General features: G+C 33.3%; 15 protein-coding genes. All 15 read left to right on the top strand.

Annotated features, from left to right (window positions below; genetic code table 11):
- Nucleotides 1-15: 15 nt before the first annotated feature.
- Entirely contained in the window at nt 16-1,182 is a 1,167-nt protein-coding gene (locus IPK06_03705) for a T9SS type A sorting domain-containing protein (protein MBK7979115.1), read from the top strand.
- A 56-nt stretch (nt 1,183-1,238) separates the two neighbouring features.
- Entirely contained in the window at nt 1,239-2,372 is a 1,134-nt protein-coding gene (locus tag IPK06_03700) for a hypothetical protein (protein MBK7979114.1), read from the top strand.
- Between the two features lies 1 nt (nt 2,373).
- Nucleotides 2,374-3,249: a TIM barrel protein gene (locus tag IPK06_03695; protein MBK7979113.1), complete on the top strand. Its 876-nt coding sequence runs from the start codon at nt 2,374-2,376 to the stop codon at nt 3,247-3,249.
- A 58-nt stretch (nt 3,250-3,307) separates the two neighbouring features.
- Nucleotides 3,308-5,095 (top strand): metallophosphoesterase family protein, encoded by a 1,788-nt coding sequence (locus IPK06_03690; protein MBK7979112.1) that lies wholly within the window; start codon nt 3,308-3,310, stop codon nt 5,093-5,095.
- A gap of 12 nt (nt 5,096-5,107) precedes the next feature.
- On the top strand, nt 5,108-5,875 hold the full coding sequence (locus tag IPK06_03685) for a DUF1080 domain-containing protein (GenBank protein ID MBK7979111.1): 768 nt from the start codon (nt 5,108-5,110) through the stop codon (nt 5,873-5,875).
- Between the two features lie 29 nt (nt 5,876-5,904).
- Entirely contained in the window at nt 5,905-7,389 is a 1,485-nt protein-coding gene (locus IPK06_03680) for a Gfo/Idh/MocA family oxidoreductase (protein ID MBK7979110.1), read from the top strand.
- A gap of 27 nt (nt 7,390-7,416) precedes the next feature.
- Nucleotides 7,417-8,820 carry a Gfo/Idh/MocA family oxidoreductase gene (locus tag IPK06_03675; protein ID MBK7979109.1) on the top strand — a complete coding sequence of 468 codons (1,404 nt, stop codon included), beginning with the start codon at nt 7,417-7,419 and terminating at the stop codon, nt 8,818-8,820.
- A 2-nt stretch (nt 8,821-8,822) separates the two neighbouring features.
- Complete coding sequence (locus tag IPK06_03670) at nt 8,823-9,887, top strand: PmoA family protein (protein ID MBK7979108.1); 1,065 nt, start codon at nt 8,823-8,825, stop codon at nt 9,885-9,887.
- Between the two features lie 11 nt (nt 9,888-9,898).
- A complete protein-coding gene (locus IPK06_03665; protein ID MBK7979107.1) occupies nt 9,899-10,567 on the top strand; it encodes a DUF1080 domain-containing protein in 669 nt (222 codons plus the stop codon).
- Nucleotides 10,568-10,596: 29 nt separating this feature from the next.
- Complete coding sequence (locus IPK06_03660; GenBank protein MBK7979106.1) at nt 10,597-11,043, top strand: DoxX family membrane protein; 447 nt, start codon at nt 10,597-10,599, stop codon at nt 11,041-11,043.
- Nucleotides 11,040-12,635 (top strand): Gfo/Idh/MocA family oxidoreductase, encoded by a 1,596-nt coding sequence (locus IPK06_03655; protein ID MBK7979105.1) that lies wholly within the window; start codon nt 11,040-11,042, stop codon nt 12,633-12,635. Before IPK06_03660 ends, IPK06_03655 begins: the two co-directional genes overlap by 4 nt.
- Before the next feature lie 14 nt (nt 12,636-12,649).
- On the top strand, nt 12,650-13,651 hold the full coding sequence (locus IPK06_03650; protein MBK7979104.1) for a polysaccharide deacetylase family protein: 1,002 nt from the start codon (nt 12,650-12,652) through the stop codon (nt 13,649-13,651).
- A gap of 30 nt (nt 13,652-13,681) precedes the next feature.
- Entirely contained in the window at nt 13,682-15,142 is a 1,461-nt protein-coding gene (locus IPK06_03645; protein MBK7979103.1) for an alkaline phosphatase, read from the top strand.
- Nucleotides 15,143-15,239: 97 nt separating this feature from the next.
- Nucleotides 15,240-16,523, top strand: a complete 1,284-nt coding sequence (locus IPK06_03640) for a hypothetical protein (GenBank protein ID MBK7979102.1) — start codon at nt 15,240-15,242, stop codon at nt 16,521-16,523.
- Nucleotides 16,524-16,563: 40 nt separating this feature from the next.
- Complete coding sequence (locus IPK06_03635) at nt 16,564-17,409, top strand: glycerophosphodiester phosphodiesterase family protein (protein MBK7979101.1); 846 nt, start codon at nt 16,564-16,566, stop codon at nt 17,407-17,409.
- Nucleotides 17,410-17,485: the final 76 nt, after the last annotated feature.

The raw sequence follows: 17,485 nt of genomic DNA, 5'->3' as shown, positions 1-17,485 counted from the left end.
ATTGGAGGAGGCAAAATGAAGATGTTAAACCGTTTTTACAGTATGTTGATTTTTATTTTTTTAATTTCTGCTAATTTTACTTTTTCACAGGAAGTTGGAGACATTCTTTGGGAAGATCATTTTGAAGATATGTCAGATACTGCAATGCACAACGATGTCGGCTGGTTTTACTACAGTGAAAACGACGGCTTGATGAACGCGATTGTAAAACAAGCTGATGGTAAAGCTTTTCTTCAGACCGGCAATTTTGCGAACTTTGTCGGAGCTGTAGTTGCGTCAAGTAATGGCGTTTCTTTCTTAAATGAAGATGATGAAGAAGCAACACATAAAGCACTTATTGAAGAAAATAAAGGTCAGCCTAATCAGGAAATAACCTTTAATGTAAATTTTAAGAAAATTACAAATTCGTTTTTTGCTGTAAGCATGCGCTTAGTTCAAAGAGATACTTCTGAGTCATTACCTGATTCTGATCCGACACATGAAGGATCATATGTTTTATTCTTTAGTCCTTTAACAGATCAAATCACTTTATCAAGAGTGTTGGGTGACGTTGAAGGAGGCGATGAGGGAGGAGCACAATACGATTTCTTAAATCCTGCACAATGGCAGCATTTTGCAGCTACAACTGATTTTGATCTTGAATTAAACGTAAATTATTGGGTTAAGTTCTACGCATATAACGGCGATTTAAAAATGAAAATATGGGAAGGTGAACTTGGTGATGAAGAAGCAACTTGGTTCTTGGAAGGCACTGATCCAAGTCCGAGAGTTTCAGGATCATTTACAATGTTCAGCATAATTTCATCAGACCCTTCAGTTACAGATCAAGTTGAAATAGACGATGTTGTTGCAAGATTAGTTGGTGAACCGGTTGGTGTTGAAGATAACATTAACCAATTACCATTGAACTTTGAACTAAAAAACAATTACCCAAATCCATTTAATCCTACAACAAATATTGAATTTAATTTGTCAAAAGCTGGTCACACCATGTTGAAAATTTACTCAATAACTGGTGAATTAGTCAGAACATTAGTAGATAAAGATATACAAGCCGGCGAGCACATACTAATATTTAATGGAAAAAATGATTCCGGCAGAGAACTCGTAAGTGGAATGTACATTTATGAATTATCTAACGGTTCAAACATTTCTGCAAAGAAAATGTTTTTGTTAAAATAAAAATTATTAAAATTTAAAGGTAGAGTTGAAAAGCTCTACCTTTATTTGGAGAAAAAATGTTAAGAATATATTTAAGAATTTTCGCTTTAGTAATTTTAGTAAATTTAATTTCATCAGCGCAAAATGATCTTCCAAACCTTTTTACAATAGGAACAGGCGATGATGTAATTAAAGTTATTGTTGTAAAAGGTACACCTTATGAAATGGGATACCAGCTTGGTGAAACGTTGAAAGACGATGTAGATAAATGTATGTCATATTTTCTTAAATATGCTGAAATTGGAGAGCCTTCACGCTATAATAATAAGGTGTTGGATGAAGCTTGGATTTCTGTTGAACCTTATATAGATAATCGATTTAAAGAAGAATTAAGAGGACTTGCGGAAGGTTCCGGCATTGATTGGGACAAATTAAAAAGAGCGCAAATGATTCCTGTTGTTGGAGATTATGCGTGTTCCGGAGTATCGGTATGGGGATCAGCAACAGAGAACGGTAGTTTATTGCAAATAAGAAATTTAGATTTTACAATGGGCGGCGGACTTCAAGATTTTCCAGTAATAGTTATTTATCAACCTAATGAAGGAATACCGCACGCGTCTGCTACATTTGCCGGATATATTGGAGCTCATACCGGAATAAATGCAAAAGGAATAGTTTTAAGCGAAAAAGGGGCTTCACCTAAAAGAGAATATCCGTTTGATCTTGATGGAACTCATTTCTCAACTCTTTTTAGAGATCTTTTATATGATGCCAATACATTAAATGAAGCATTACATAAAATTGAAACTACAAAGTTAATTAAAAGATATCATCTATATATTGGCGACGGTAAAAAAGAAACAATGGGCGCCGCAAAAATATTAGTTTCTACTCCTGATCCGGTTAAATTAAAAATTTGGAAAGATAACGATCAAACTGACGAAGTAGCACCAAATATTTTTAAAGACGCTTGTTATTATACAATGGATAATGAGAAAGCATTTAAGTTTTTATCTGATAATCACGGTAAAATGAATGCCGAAAAAATGATTGAACTTTCTAAATTGGTTGCCGACGAAGATGGAAACTTAGAGGACGTTGTTTATGACGCGACAAATCTTGAAATGTGGGTTGCTTATGCTAATGGAAATGAAGTGGCAAGCAAAAGGCCGTATATTCATATTGATCTTAAAAAATACTTGTTAAAATAAAATGGAAAATAATTTTTCGCGTAAAGAATTTATTAAGCTTCTTACACTGACTGCTGGAGCTGCTTGTTTTAACGGCTGCGGTATTTTCTCCCAGACAGGCGAAAATTCTAAGATGAAACTTGGACTCGTTACATATCAATGGGGAAAAGATTGGGATATTCCGACATTAATTAAAAATTGTGAACTTGCGGAAATCTATGGTGTTGAGCTTAGAGTTGAACACGCGCATGGCGTTTCAATTGAACTTAACAAAGAGCAAAGATTAGAAGTTAGAAGAGAATTTGCGGATAGTAAAGTTAGAATAATAGGTATGGGAACTAATCAGCAGTTTGATTATCCTGATCAAACCGAGTTAAAAAAATCAATAGAAACCGCAAAGGATTTTGTAAAGTTAAGTTATGACATTGGCGGAAGCGGAGTTAAAGTAAAACCGAATGGATTTCATAATGAAGTTCCGCGTGAAAAAACAATTGAACAAATAGGCAAATCTTTGAATGAATTAGGGAAATTTGCGGAAGGGTTTAATCAGCAGATAAGACTTGAAGTTCATGGAAAAGAAACACAGGAACTGCCGAACATTAAAGCAATTATGGATATTGCCGATTGCAAAAACGTTAAAGTCTGTTGGAATTCAAACCCGGAAGATTTAATAGGCAAAGGTCTTGATTATAATTTTAATTTAGTTAAAGATCGATTGGGCGATACGGTTCATGTAAGGGAATTAAATCTTAATGATTATCCATATAAAGAATTAATGCGTCTTTTGATTAATAAAAATTATAAAGGCTGGATATTATTGGAATGCAGAACGGAACCGGAAGATAAAGTTAAAGCGTTAATCGATCAAAGACGTTACTGGGAAAAATTAATTTCATAATTTTTATTTATAAATTTAATACTGTTTATTTCAGAAAAAATATTTGTAGCTATTGGCAATGAATTTTAATTTTAAAAACATTTTATTACTCAACATACTATTATTTGTAATCTCCAATCAATTTTGTTTTTCTCAAAATCATTCTGATGTTAAATCCGTTATTGATGAACTTGTAACAAAATTTTATAATGATTTAACAGATCAAGAATTAGAACAATTAAATGAAGAAAAGATTATTAGTAATTTAAGTGAAGCAGATTTAAAAATTCTTTCAACAAAATATTGGACATTTGATATCAATGTTCCTGCAACTGTTTATATTATGCAGGATAGATCACAAATCAGTATCCCGTTTTGGCTGGAAAGTGCGAAATTTGTTAAAACCGAAATGGTGGTTAAAAACGAACATACAATTTATACTGTTTGGGAAAAGAAATTTCCTGCAGGTAAAGTGGAATTGGGTATAAACGGTTTTGATAAACATCGGCCGCATTATTTTGTTTCTGTTTCGCCACAGAATAAAAATGATGTACTAATAATTTCTGATTGTTATCCCGCAAATCAGTTCATTTCTCAAATGGATATTGGTTCGTTTACTTACCATGATTGGGACGAACTTTTGCTGACTGAAGTTCCGGAAATCCTTAAAGGCGGAAAACTGCTTACCACAATTAGAGGAAGAGCCAGGGAAGCGCATTTAATTGACGCGTTCAGATCAACAGATTATCCTTCTTCAGTCGTGCCTGATCAAATTGTATTAACATTGAGTAATGATCCGTCAACTTCGCAGTCTATACAATGGAGGACAAATACAAAAATTAAAAATTGTGTTGTAAAATATTGGGTTAAAAATGATTCTGCAGAGAATAACTTTGAAACTAAAGCTGAATATATAATAATTGAAGACAGATTATTAAAAAATGACAGATATATAAACCATTATACGGTTGAACTAAAAGATCTTAAACCGGAAACAATTTATAATTATCAAATTGGAAATGCTGACAACCAGATTTGGAGCAAGATTTTAGAATTTAAAACAGCGTCGAAATTGTCGAAACCGTTTTCATTTATTTATTTGGGAGATACACATAAGTCAGAATCTTTTGGTCAATTGGTAAATTATGCGTACAGCAATAACCCAGATGTTTCTTTTTTTAGTATTGGCGGAGATTTAGTCAGTACCGGATTAAATAGAGACGAGTGGGATCAATTCTTTAAATTTTCCGAAAATGTATTTTGCAGTAAACCGATTATGCCTACATTGGGAAATCATGATAGTCAAGATGGATTAGGTTCAAAAATGTATCAAGATTTATTTGATTTACCTAAAGATGGTCCGGAAAAATTAAATCCGGAAACCACATATAGTTTTAATTATGAAAACGCGTTTTTTCTTATGTTGGATGTGACGGCTCCAATTGAGATTCAAACAGAATGGATAGAAAATCAGCTTAAAAATTCAAACGCAAAATGGAAATTTGTAATGATGCATTTTCCGCCTTATTCAGCTGATGACGATTATCCTTTAATTCAAAAAGAATGGTGTACACTATTTGATAAATATCACGTAGACGTTGTATTCAGCGGGCACGTTCATTATTACTTAAGAACAAAACCTCTTTATGCAAATAAGCCCGTTAACTCAACTTCTGAAGGCACAGTTTACTTAATTTCAATTTCAACAAAAGATACGGATAAACCAAGTAAGAAAAATGATTTTACTGAAGTTCAGTTTGGAGGAGAATATTTATATCAGCTGATTGAAATAAATGGAGATAATTTTAATCTAGAAGCAGTTAACAGTGAAGGCAAAGTTTTTGATAAATTTGAAATAAAAAAATAGTATGGAGAAAAAATGAGATTTTTTTTGATGTTATTTTTCATTGCAATGATTATTTCATGCACTTGTAATAATAATTTTGATAATACAATTGGTGTAAAATTAAATGCGTTAACCGAACAAGAAATTAATGATGGTTGGGAATTAATGTTTGATGGAAAAACATTTGACGGTTGGCGTGGAATTGGAATTGATTCAGTTCCTCAAGGTCATTGGAAAATTGAAAATGGATGCATAAGAAAAATTAAAAGCGGTGACGTGCCGCTTAGACCGGATGGACAGCCGTTAAAAGGCGGTGATCTGTTGACAGATAAATTATATAAAAATTTTGAATTTCAATTTGAATGGAAAATCAGTGAAGGCGGAAACAGTGGGGTTAAATACAATGTTGATGAACAAGTTTCTATTTCTAAAGGAACATCGAACGCTTTGGGATTTGAATATCAAGTATTAGATGATTCTAAAAACGATGATGGTGTGACTCCTACTCATAGATCAGCGTCTTTATATGATCTTTTTGAAGCTAAAGATAAAATATTAAAACCTGTTGGAGAATTCAATTCCGCAAAAATTATTTTCAACAATAATAAAGGTGAACATTGGTTAAATGGTAAAAAAGTTGTAGAATATGATTTAGATTCACCTGAGTTTAACGAAGCATTTAAAAAAAGTAAATATGTTAATATTGAAAATTTCACCAAACATAAAATTGCGCATATCGTTTTACAGGATCATGGAAGTGATTGCTGGTACAGAAATATTAAAATAAAAAAACTTAAATAATATTAGTACTTTAAACTCAAGGTATTAAAATGAATAAAAATATTTCAAGAAGAGAGTTTGTTAAAAAAGGCTCAATGGGTTTGGCGGCAGGTACCGTTTTTATGTCAACAACCGCAAAATCATACGGAAGAATTATCGGAGCAAATAACGCAATCAATATGGCGGTAATTGGAATTAGAGGAAGAGGAAGCGGTCACATTGAAATGTTCGGAAATAATAAAGACGTTAGAATAAAATATTTTGCTGATATTGATGAAAATCTTTTCCCTCAAGCGTTAAAGGAATTTTCAAAAATTGCTGATTATACTCCGCAAACTGTTTGGGATATGAGAAAAGTTTATGATGATAAAGATATTGACGCCGTAAGTATTGCTACTCCAAATCATTGGCACGCTTTAGCTTCCATTTGGGCTGCACAAGCCGGAAAACATGTTTATGTTGAAAAACCTTCCACTCATAATGTTTGGGAAGGACGAAAAATGGTTGAGGCTTCCAGAAAATATAACACTTTAATTCAAGTTGGTTTTCAAAACAGATCTTTTATAAATACTCAGCGAGCGATGAAATTTATTCACGAAGGGAAATTGGGAAAATTATTTTTGGTTCGCGGACTCTGTTTTAAAAGAAGACCGGATATTGGCATTTATCCAGATGGACCAATGAAAGCCGATGAAAAATATAGAACCAATCTTGAATCGAATGATTATGAAACTCCTTACACTGAAGAATATTTAAGTAAGGTTCATTATGATATGTGGCTTGGTCCCGCTCCTAAAAAAGTATTTAATAGAAACAGATTCCACTATAATTGGCATTGGCATTGGGATTATGGAAACGGTGATACAGGTAATCAAGGACCTCATCAATTCGACGTTGCAAGATGGGGATTGAACACAAAAGATTATCCGGTAAAAGTAAGATCATTTGGAGGTTATTATAAATTTAAATCTTCACAAGAAACTCCGAATACTCAAACATCAATTTTTGAATATAAAGACGGTACAATATTGGAATTTTGTACTAGAGGACTTTATACAAATCCAGAAGGAATATTTTTACCTGATTTTAAATTTTCAACTTCCGGACAAATATCCGCTGATTCAAAGGCAAAGCCAATTACTATTGGCACTTTATTTTATGGTACAGAAGGATGGATGCAGATTGACGGAGGTGGAAACTGGCAGACATTTTTCGGATATAAAAATGAGCAGGGACCGACTTCTGGCGATGCTGACGGTTCTTATGACCCTATGAATCTTAAGGGCTCGAATGATCAAAGTCATTTTGAAAATTTTATTAGTGCGGTTAAAAATGGTAACCGTGCAAATTTAAATTGCGATATAGAAGAAGGTCATCTATCAAGTGCATTGCCGATAATTGCCAACATATCTTATAGATTAGAACGCGAATTAAAACTTGACGGAAATAATGAAAAATTTATTAACGATAAAGAAGCGGATTCAATGTTGACCAGAGAATACAGAAATGAATATAAAGTACCGGAAAAAGTTTAATAAAAATTTAACATTTTAGGAGTGAATATGAATTCAAATAGAAGAGAGTTTATTAAGAAAGTCGGATTAGGAACAGCGGCAGTTGCGGTAGGTTCTTCTGTTTTAAAAGCGGGAACAGCATTTGCGAAATCCGAATCAAAAGTAATTGTAACAGACGCAATGCATTATAGCAGAATTATTGGAGCAAACGACAGAGTTCAAGTTGGCGTTGTTGGATTCTCTGGTAGATTTAAAGGATCTTTAAGCAAGGCATTTAGCGCAAACTCAAAAGATATGAATATGGAGTTTGTAGCTGTTTCCGATATTTGGAATAAAAGACGTGATGAAGGAGTTGCGTATTTAACAGAAATGCAGGGATCGAAAATAACCGGTTATAGAAATAATGAAGAACTATATGAAAAATCAAAAGTTGACGCGGTAATTATAAGTACCGCAGATTTTCAGCACGCGTATCATGCCACTGAAGCCGTTAGAGCTGGGCGCGACGCTTATGTTGAAAAACCATTGGCTGAATCAATGGAAGATAATAAAATGGTATTAAAAGCAGTAAAGGAAACCGGAAAAATTGTTCAGCTTGGTTCGCAAAGAAGAAGTGGAAGCAATTACCAGACGGCGGAAAAATATATTAAGTCGGGAAAATTTGGGCCAATAAAAATTGTTGAAATGTCATGGAACGTTAATCAACCTGATAGATGGAGACTACCGGACGTTGTTGCCGGACTAAAGGAAACTGATGTGGATTGGAATAGATTTTTAGTAAATCGTGAAAAAGTTCCTTTCAATCCAAGAATTTATTGTGAATATAGATTGTTCTGGCCTTATTCGTCAGGAATTCCGGGTCAATGGATGGTTCATCAAATTGATACTGTGCATTGGTTCACTGGATTTAACAATCCATTAAACGTAATCGCTAACGGCGGTATTTATATGTGGAACGACGGCAGGAAAAATGCTGATACATTAACGGCAATTTTAGAATACGGTCCGGCTAATGATCCTGATCCGACCAAAAGATTTCAAGTTGTTTATTCTTCAAGATTTACAAATTCAGCCGGAGGAGTAAAGGAAATATATTATTCAAATGGCGGTGAACTTAATCTTGATACTAATAAAGTTACATCTAATGGCGGTTTGACAAAAGATCACGCAGAAAAATATCCTCAATTCGGCTTGAAAGAAAATTTACTTGCGGATTATGAATTGGCGACTACACAATCGCAGGTTGTTACAAGCGCAAATACTGGAACCGATTCTGATACAGTTAACCATATGAAGAATTGGATGGAATGTTTAAGAAGCAGAAAACAGCCGAATGCTCCAATTGAAGCCGGATACAATCATTCAGTCGCAAGTTTAATGGTAACCGAATCTTTACACAGAGGTAGAAAAGTTAAATTTGATGAATCAAAACAAGAAATAGTGGATGCATAATTATGAATTCAAAAAAAATAATTTTTATTGCGCTTATTTTTTCATTTACTGTCGGATGTTCGTTATTTGTAAATGAAAAATCCGGGAATGAAATAACATTTAAAAATAATACGCAAGATAAAAAAATTGACGTGCTTGTAAATGGCAGTCTTTTTACTTCATTTATTTATAATGATAATTTATCTGTGTTAAAGAAAACCGTTTTGTTTCCATTAATTGCCGCAAACGGAGTTTCAATCACAAGAGGCTATCCGCTTGATCCAAAACCAAATGAAAGGATAGATCACCCTCATCATATTGGCGCGTGGTTAAATTACGGAAATGTAAATGGATTGGATTTTTGGAATAACTCGGACGCTATTCCTGAAGCTGAAAAAGATAAAATGGGAACAATTCGACTTGATAAAATTTTAAAAATGCAGGACGGAAAAAATGAAGGGCTTCTTGAAGTTTCGGAAAACTGGTTAAATTCAAATAATAAAACAATATTAAGAGAAAAAACAGAATTCCGTTTTATTGCCGATAAAAATTCAAGAATAATCGATAGAATAGTAACATTAACTGCTCAAAATGAAAAAGTAATTTTCAACGATAACAAAGAAGGAATGGTCGCAATTCGTGTCGCAAGGCAATTAGAGCATCCAAGTAAAGATCCTGTTACATTGAGCGACGCTCAAGGCAGAAAAACGGATGTTCCGGTTTTGGATAATACCGGTGTAACTGGTCATTATTTAAGCAGCGAAGGTATTGAAGGCGATGATGTTTGGTCAACAAGAGCGCGTTGGGTATCACTTGATGGAAATATAGAAGGGAAAAATGTGACAGTTGTTATTTTTGATAATCCTAAAAATGTCGGCTTTCCTACATATTGGCACGCAAGAGGATACGGATTATTCGCTGCAAATCCTTTGGGACAAAATGTTTTCAGCAAAGGTAAAGAAACATTAAATTTTACTTTGAATGCTGGGGAATCGGTTACTTTTAGATACAGAATACTCATTCAAGACGGTAAAATGGATAAAGAAAAAATTGAAAAATGTTACAGCAGCTTTGTAAGCAGTAATTAAAGGAAATAAAAATGATTAAGAAAATTTTAATTCTTTTTGGTTTGTTTTTATCGGGATTTACGGGAAACAAATTAAATATGCAATGGGAATATTTATTCAACGGTAAGAATTTAGACGGATGGGAAAAACGCGGCGGCGAGGCTGCTTATGAAGTACAAGATAGTATGATAATTGGAATTACGGGAAAGAGTACGCCGAATACTTTCTTGTGTACAAAACAAAATTATTCAAATTTTATTTTAGAATTAGAATTCCTAGTTGACGATAGAATGAATTCTGGTATTCAAATCAGAAGCAACAGTTTGGATTCCTATATGAATGGCAGAGTTCACGGATATCAAGTAGAAATTGATCCGTCTGAAAGAGCATGGAGCGGAGGAATTTATGACGAATCAAGAAGAGGGTGGCTTTATGACCTGAGAAATAACGAAGCCGGACGAAAAGCGTTTATTCACAACAATTGGAATAAACTTCATATTGAAGCAATAGGAAATTCAATTAAAACTTGGTTGAATGGTGTTCCGGCTGCAAATTTAAATGACTCTTTGACTAAAGATGGATTTATAGCTTTACAGGTTCATCAGATGGAAACACCAGGCATAAAAGTAAAATGGAAAAATATAAGAATTATGGATCTTGGTACAGCGACTGAATTTCCGCAGCTTATAGAAACTAATTGATTTATCTTAAAAATTTGTGAAAAATTATAATGAAATATTCAAACATTCAATTTATTCTTTTAGTATTAATTCGTTTTGTTCTTGGCTATCATTTCCTTTATGAAGGTTTTGATAAATTGTTCGATGAAAATTGGTCATCGGCGCCTTTTCTTATTCAATCAAATTGGATCTTTTCTGATTTTTTTCATTCATTAACAAATGATCAAATGATTTTAAAAATTATTGATCTACTAAATATTTGGGGACAAATTTTAATAGGATTTGGCTTAATATTAGGACTGTATGTTTCAATTTCCGCATTTATGGGAGTATTAATGTTATTGCTATATTATATTGCAATTCCGCCGTTCCAATCAAATTTACTTTTTGTCGATAAAAATATGATTGAACTTTTATGTTTTCTGGTAATTGCTTTTTTCCCAACGAGCAAAGTTTTTGGTTTGGATTTTTTAATTAAAAGTACGAGAAGCAAATGAGTGACAAAGATTCAAAAGTTGATAAGAAAGTTTCGAGAAGAGATATAATAAAAAGCCTTTCATCAGTTCCAATACTAGGTTTTTTTGCTTATGATTTCTGGAAGAAGAAATCATTGGAAAAAATAAAAGATAAAGCAATTAATTTGAATTTAGGTTTGAAAGATGATTCACAAAATATTCCGCAGAAGAATAATATTACATCAGGTAATGTTATTAAAGTTGGAATTATTGGTGTTGGCGGCAGAGGTACCGCGCTTCTAAAAGCAGCCGGGTTTGTAGATGCTGATGATTATAATAAAATTTATAAGCAGGCCCAAGATGGAAATAATTCGGCGAAAGCAAGGCTTGCATCGTATCAAAATCAATCAATATTAAATGTACAAATTATTGGCATTTGCGATGTTTTTGATATGCGCGCTGAAAAAGGAATTCAAATAGCTTCAATGGGAATTCAACCTGATGGAAGTCCGGCAAATGTTAAAAATGTTAAAAGATATTTGCGTTATCAAGACCTTTTGGCAAATCCGGAAATTGACGCAGTGATAATTGCAACTCCTGACTTTCATCACGCTCATATGACAATAGATGCTGTAAATGCAGGAAAGCATGTGTATTGTGAAAAAGCAATGACTTTAAATGAAGATGAACTTAATAAAGTTTACAACGCGGTTAAAAACAGTAAGGTTGTTTTTCAATTAGGACATCAAAACAGTAAAAACGAAACATTTAAAAAAGCTAAAGAAATTGTTGATAAAAATTTGTTGGGTAAAGTTACACTCGTAGAAACTACAACAAATCGAAATTCAAAAGACGGAGCTTGGATACGGCATTTAGATTCAAATGGAAAACCAAAACCTGGTTCTATAGAAACAATTGATTGGGAACAATGGCTGGGCAATACTCCTAAAGTTCCATTCAGTATTGAAAGATATTATGGCTGGGCTCGTTTCTTTGCTTATGATACAGGTCTCGCTGGACAACTTTTCTCGCACGAAGTTGACGCGTTAAATCAAATAATGGGGTTCGGTATTCCAAAATCAGTAACTTCATCGGGCGGAATTTATTTTTATAAGGATGAACCGCGTGATATGCCAGATACATTTCAATCTGTAATTGAATTTTCCGATAGAGAATTTACAATGCTGTATTCGGCAACGCTTGCAAACAGCAGAAATCGCGGAAGAGTTTTTATGGGTAATGACGCTAGTATGGAAGTTGGAGATTCGCTGTCTTTATTTGCGAATTCCGATTCGCCGCAATTTAAAGATAAAATTAAAAATGGAATTATTGATCCCGATAAGCCATTTTACAATTATCCCGAAAAATCAAGAACAAAAATAGACGGAATTACATCCGCAACAGAAAAATACTATGCAGAAAGAGGTTTAACCGATACTACCGTAAATGGTAAACAAATTGATACCACCCACTTACACATTAAAGAATGGTTTGACGTTATCAGAAATGGCGGTGAAACCGGATGCAATATAGAAAAAGCGTTCATTGATACTGTTTCGGTTTTAATGGTTCATCGATCGTTTGTAGAAAACAAAAAAGTAGAGTGGGATCCTGTTAATAGAAGAATAATCTAAAACGGACATATATCATGCATAATTCCAATCATTCAAATTTTAATAAGTTACTATTAATTTTATCATTACTTTTTGCAATATATTCAAGTGAAAATAATTTATCTGCACAAGATTTTAGCGGCGCGAATTGGGCGGAAAAACTTGGATTTCCCAAAGGGAAAAAAGTTATAATTTTTCATGCCGATGATATTGGGATGTGTGATGAAGCTAATAAAGCCGCGTTTAATTATCTTCAAAATAACGAAATTAATAGTGCGGCTATTATGGTTCCGTGTCCTAATGCCGACGAAGCAATTTCCTGGGCTATTGAAAATGATGATAAAGATGTAGGATTACATTTAACTTTAACGAGTGAATGGAAAACATATAGATGGGGAACTGTTGCTAACAAAAAATTAGTGCCAGGTTTATTAGATTCTTTAGGTAAGATGTACAGAAGTGTAGAAGAAGTTGTAATGCATGCCTCAGCTAAAGAAATTGAAACAGAAATTCGTGCCCAAATTGACTACTCAATATCGAAAGGAATGAAACCCGATCATATTGATACTCATATGGGAACATTATATGGTTCGCCTGATTATGTAAAAGTATTTTTTAAAGTCGCCGAAGAATATAGAATTCCTGCCAATGCGATTGATCTTTCAAAAGAAGCGGTAGCGCAGCATTTTAAAAATGCCGGATATCCGATAAATGAAGAAGTTATAAATTTGGTAAATGAATATAAACTTCCAAAATTGGATTTTTTTTCGAGCGTGCCGAACTGCAATACGTATGAAGAGAAAAGAAAAAATCTATTCAATCATATAAATGAATTACCTGCTGGATTGACCGAAATAATTTTCCATCCTTCCATTGAAACCGAAAATTTAAAAAGTATTACAAATTCTTGGCAGCAAAGAGTTTGGGAATCTCAATTGTTTTCTGACCCGGTAGTTAAACAATTTTTAGTCGATAATGATATTATTTTAACTAACTGGAAAGAGATAATGAAGAAGTATAACTCTTTATCAAAGTAGCCTAAAATTTTTTTTAATATTGGAGTTAAATTGAAATTTACAAAACTACCTTTAGTGTTGTTGTGTATTGCTTTTATTCAAAATTGTACAACTGTTGATGAAACAAATTTCCATAAGAATGTAGCGCCTAAAAATATTATTTTATTTATTAGTGATGGCTGTGGATTTAACACGGTTGACGCTGCAAGCTATTATCAATATGGCAAAACCGGTGAACAAGTTTATGAAAAATTCCCGGTAAAATTTGCAATGTCGACATACTATGCAAATGGAAATAAATATATCTCGGATTCTGCTTGGTCTAATTTTGAATGGTTAAAGAAAAATCCAACGGAATCTTCTGCCGCCGCTTCTGCAATGGCAACGGGATTTAAAACAGGTAAAAGAGCCATTTCATATGATTCACTCAATAAGCCGCTTGAAACTATAGTAGATAAATTTGAAAAATTCGGAAAATCGACCGGGGTAATTTCAACTGTACCATTTAGTAACGCTACACCCGCGGCATTTGTTGCTCATAATGAAAACAGACAAAATTATAAAGAAATTGCTGAAGAAATGATTTTAAAGAGCAAAGCGGAAGTAATAATGGGCGGCGGACACCCGTTTTATAATCCCAATGGAACATTGGTTTCCGCATTGGCTGAAAGGTACATAGGTCATAAAGAAGTTTGGGATATGAATAATGGCGGAAAGCCGATAAGCGATGAAGAAGGAAAATTATTGTCCGAATCGGAATTTCGATATGTCGGCGGAAAAGAGGTTTGGGATAAATTATCAAGTGGAATCATTGGGAATGATGCAGATAATGATGAGAAAATTGATAGTTGGACTTTAATACAAGACAGAGAATCTTTCCAAAAATTTATGTCCGGAGAAACTCCCAAAAGATTAATAGGTGTATTTAAAAGCGGACAAGCATCACAAGTTGAAAGAGATACAGCTAACGAAAAATGGGTACCATTTTCGGTTCCGTTTATTCAATCAATTCCAACTTTAGAAGAGATGACTTTAAGCGCTATAAATGTTCTTGATAATAATGAACACGGATTTTTTTTAATGGCTGAAGGCGGAGCAGTCGATTGGGCAGCTCATGATCATATTCTAAACCGCACAATTGAAGAGCAAATAGATTTTAATAAAGCCGTTGAAGCCGCGTGTAAATGGGTCGAGGAAAATAGCGATTGGGAAGAAACTTTAATAATTGTGACAGCAGATCATGAAACGGGGTATTTGCTCGGACCGCAGTCAAATTTACCAAACACAAATTCCAAATTCGAAAAATGGAAAAAACTGCAAAATAATGGCAAGGGTAAAATGCCGGGTGTTGAATGGTTTAGCGGCGGACATACAAATTCGTTAGTTCCGTTTTATGCAAAAGGAAGAGGATCCGAAATATTTAATGATATAGTTAAAGGAAAAGATCCTGTCTATGGTGAATATATTGATAACACGGATATCGGACAGATTATAAAATCATTCGTAAAATAATAATTAAAAATATATCATATATATTTCTAATTGAGTTTATACAAACGATTGTCTAAATTTAATTTACGTATTTTATTCATAATTCCTACTAATTAAAATGAATTTAAAAAACATTACTCCAATATTATTTTCAGCACTTTCACTTGGTTTGGCTTGGGCTATTCGCGGTAGTTTTGGTCATGAATACGGCGCAGCTTGGGCAGGAGCTATTGGAACATTTGCGGTTGTCGTAATTTCCAGAAATAAAAATTGGATAAGTAACGCGCCGGTTTTAACCGCATTAGGAGCTTTGGGTTGGGGCGTTGGCGGAATGAGCAGTTATGGAGTTGTGATAGGATATTGCAGAAGTATCGATCTGCTGAATGTACTGTACGGATACTTAATGCTGTTTGTTATCGGCGGAATTTACGGGTTTATCGGCGGCGGTTTTTTTGGACTTGGACTTGAATCCGAAAAAAATAAACGACCTAATTGGGCAAACCTTATAACTCAAATGACTGCCGGAGCAATGTTAACTTGGGGATTTATAATTTATCAACTTGAGTGGTTTATGACACCGCCAAGGTCAGAACTTTGGGCAGCTGCTTTTGGAGCTTCGCTAGCTTTAGGATGGTATTTGTGGAGAGAAGATTTCAAACAATCATTAAGGATTGCGTTATTCACTTGCGTTGGCGCCGGCATCGGATTTTCATTCGGTAATTTTATTCAGGTTGTTGGAAGTGTAAGCGGAATAAATTACAACTGGTGGAATGTAATGGAATTTATTTTAGGTTTTAGCGGAGGAATTGCTTTAACATATTCGGTATTTACTTCGGGAATACATAAACAAATTACATTTTCAAAAAGTAGTAATTTTTTTGCTTTTATTTTTCTTTTTATAATTCTGCCTTTTATAAATTTTGATCAATCATTTTCATTTGAATATTTTAATAAACTTTCTTCACTTCAAACGAGTTTATCAGGCAATGATTTTTCTATTTTGCAAATTGGATTGGGTTGGTTAATGATTTTAATAATTTCAGTTTTGGCATTTATAACATTACGAAAATTCGAATCTACAAATAATAGTAAATACATGAATTATTTGTTCACACTGATTTTCCTTTATTACAACGTATTTTTAATAATTAGAAACGGACTTTTTTATTCCGGATTTGAATTGAGTAATTCTAATACGCTTTATATACCAATCTTTGCGGTTATCATATTATTACTTTACCAAAGCAAATATGAATTGAAGAATTCAATTTCGGATAATCCAATGTTATCAAAACAGTTGATTACTTTTGCTGTCAGCGCTTTGGTTGTTATAATTATTTTATCTATAATTTCAATCAATTTACACAATGGTTTGCCCGGAGCGCAGTTGCGTTTCCAATGATTAAAATTAAGATTTGAATTATTTTAGTTATATGAGAAAAATGAAATATAAAATTTTTGATGAATTAGATCGGCTTAAAAAAAGATTTATTTTTGCTTTAGTTTTCATTTCATTTTTATGTTATGGTCAAACGTCGATTGAAACAAATAATTTTCCTAAACCGAAGAATGGTAAAACCTATGTTATTGCTCATCGCGGTGCGCATAAAGATTCTCCCGAAAACACATTATCTGCATATAAAAAAGCAATTGAGCTTGGCTGTGATTTTATTGAAATTGACGTAAGAAAAACTAAGGACGGAAAATTCGTAAGTATGCACAACTCAAGAATTGATGAATATATTGATGAAAAATCAGGTAGGGTTAATGAGTTTACTCTATGTGAATTAAAAAATATGAAAATTTATAAAGATAAAAATATTACGGATAATTTTGAAAGAATTCCAACTTTAGAAGAAATATTAGATTTGTGCAAAGGGAAAATAGGCATTTATTTGGATTTGAAAGAACCATACATAGATGAAATTTCGGCAATTATTAAAAAGTATAAAATGGAGAGGGAAGTCGTTTGGTATATTCCGTTTTCATATTTGAATGAAATTAAAAAATTGAAGGAAGTTTGTGAAGAATGCATACCGATGCCCGATCCAGAAGAAAAAGTAAAATTAAATTTCTTGTTGAATGAAATTAAACCACAAGTAATAGCAACTGATATGAGTCAATTAGACTCTGAGTTTGTAGCTGTCTCTCACCAGTATAATTCAAAAGTTTTCGTCGATGAAAATTCCGGAAATGAAGAGGAATGGAAAAATATTATTGATATAAACTGTGATGGAATTCAAACCGACGATCCCGAAAAGCTTATAAATTTCTTAAAAAAGAAATAATATTTATCCGCAATTATATTGAGATAAAGCAAAGTAATTAATAATAATTTTAGTTAATTTCCAGCCGCTGGATTTT

This window comes from Ignavibacteriota bacterium (assembly GCA_016713565.1).
Taxonomy (GTDB): domain Bacteria; phylum Bacteroidota; class Ignavibacteria; order Ignavibacteriales; family Melioribacteraceae.
This window is presented reverse-complemented; position numbering and strand designations above follow the sequence as displayed.

Coding starts and splice junctions, on each gene's coding strand:
- IPK06_03705 (MBK7979115.1), top strand. CDS start 16: ATGAAGATGTTAAACCGTTTTTACAGTATGTTGATTTTTATTTTTTTA.
- IPK06_03700 (MBK7979114.1), top strand. CDS start 1,239: ATGTTAAGAATATATTTAAGAATTTTCGCTTTAGTAATTTTAGTAAAT.
- IPK06_03695 (MBK7979113.1), top strand. CDS start 2,374: ATGGAAAATAATTTTTCGCGTAAAGAATTTATTAAGCTTCTTACACTG.
- IPK06_03690 (MBK7979112.1), top strand. CDS start 3,308: ATGAATTTTAATTTTAAAAACATTTTATTACTCAACATACTATTATTT.
- IPK06_03685 (MBK7979111.1), top strand. CDS start 5,108: ATGAGATTTTTTTTGATGTTATTTTTCATTGCAATGATTATTTCATGC.
- IPK06_03680 (MBK7979110.1), top strand. CDS start 5,905: ATGAATAAAAATATTTCAAGAAGAGAGTTTGTTAAAAAAGGCTCAATG.
- IPK06_03675 (MBK7979109.1), top strand. CDS start 7,417: ATGAATTCAAATAGAAGAGAGTTTATTAAGAAAGTCGGATTAGGAACA.
- IPK06_03670 (MBK7979108.1), top strand. CDS start 8,823: ATGAATTCAAAAAAAATAATTTTTATTGCGCTTATTTTTTCATTTACT.
- IPK06_03665 (MBK7979107.1), top strand. CDS start 9,899: ATGATTAAGAAAATTTTAATTCTTTTTGGTTTGTTTTTATCGGGATTT.
- IPK06_03660 (MBK7979106.1), top strand. CDS start 10,597: ATGAAATATTCAAACATTCAATTTATTCTTTTAGTATTAATTCGTTTT.
- IPK06_03655 (MBK7979105.1), top strand. CDS start 11,040: ATGAGTGACAAAGATTCAAAAGTTGATAAGAAAGTTTCGAGAAGAGAT.
- IPK06_03650 (MBK7979104.1), top strand. CDS start 12,650: ATGCATAATTCCAATCATTCAAATTTTAATAAGTTACTATTAATTTTA.
- IPK06_03640 (MBK7979102.1), top strand. CDS start 15,240: ATGAATTTAAAAAACATTACTCCAATATTATTTTCAGCACTTTCACTT.
- IPK06_03635 (MBK7979101.1), top strand. CDS start 16,564: ATGAAATATAAAATTTTTGATGAATTAGATCGGCTTAAAAAAAGATTT.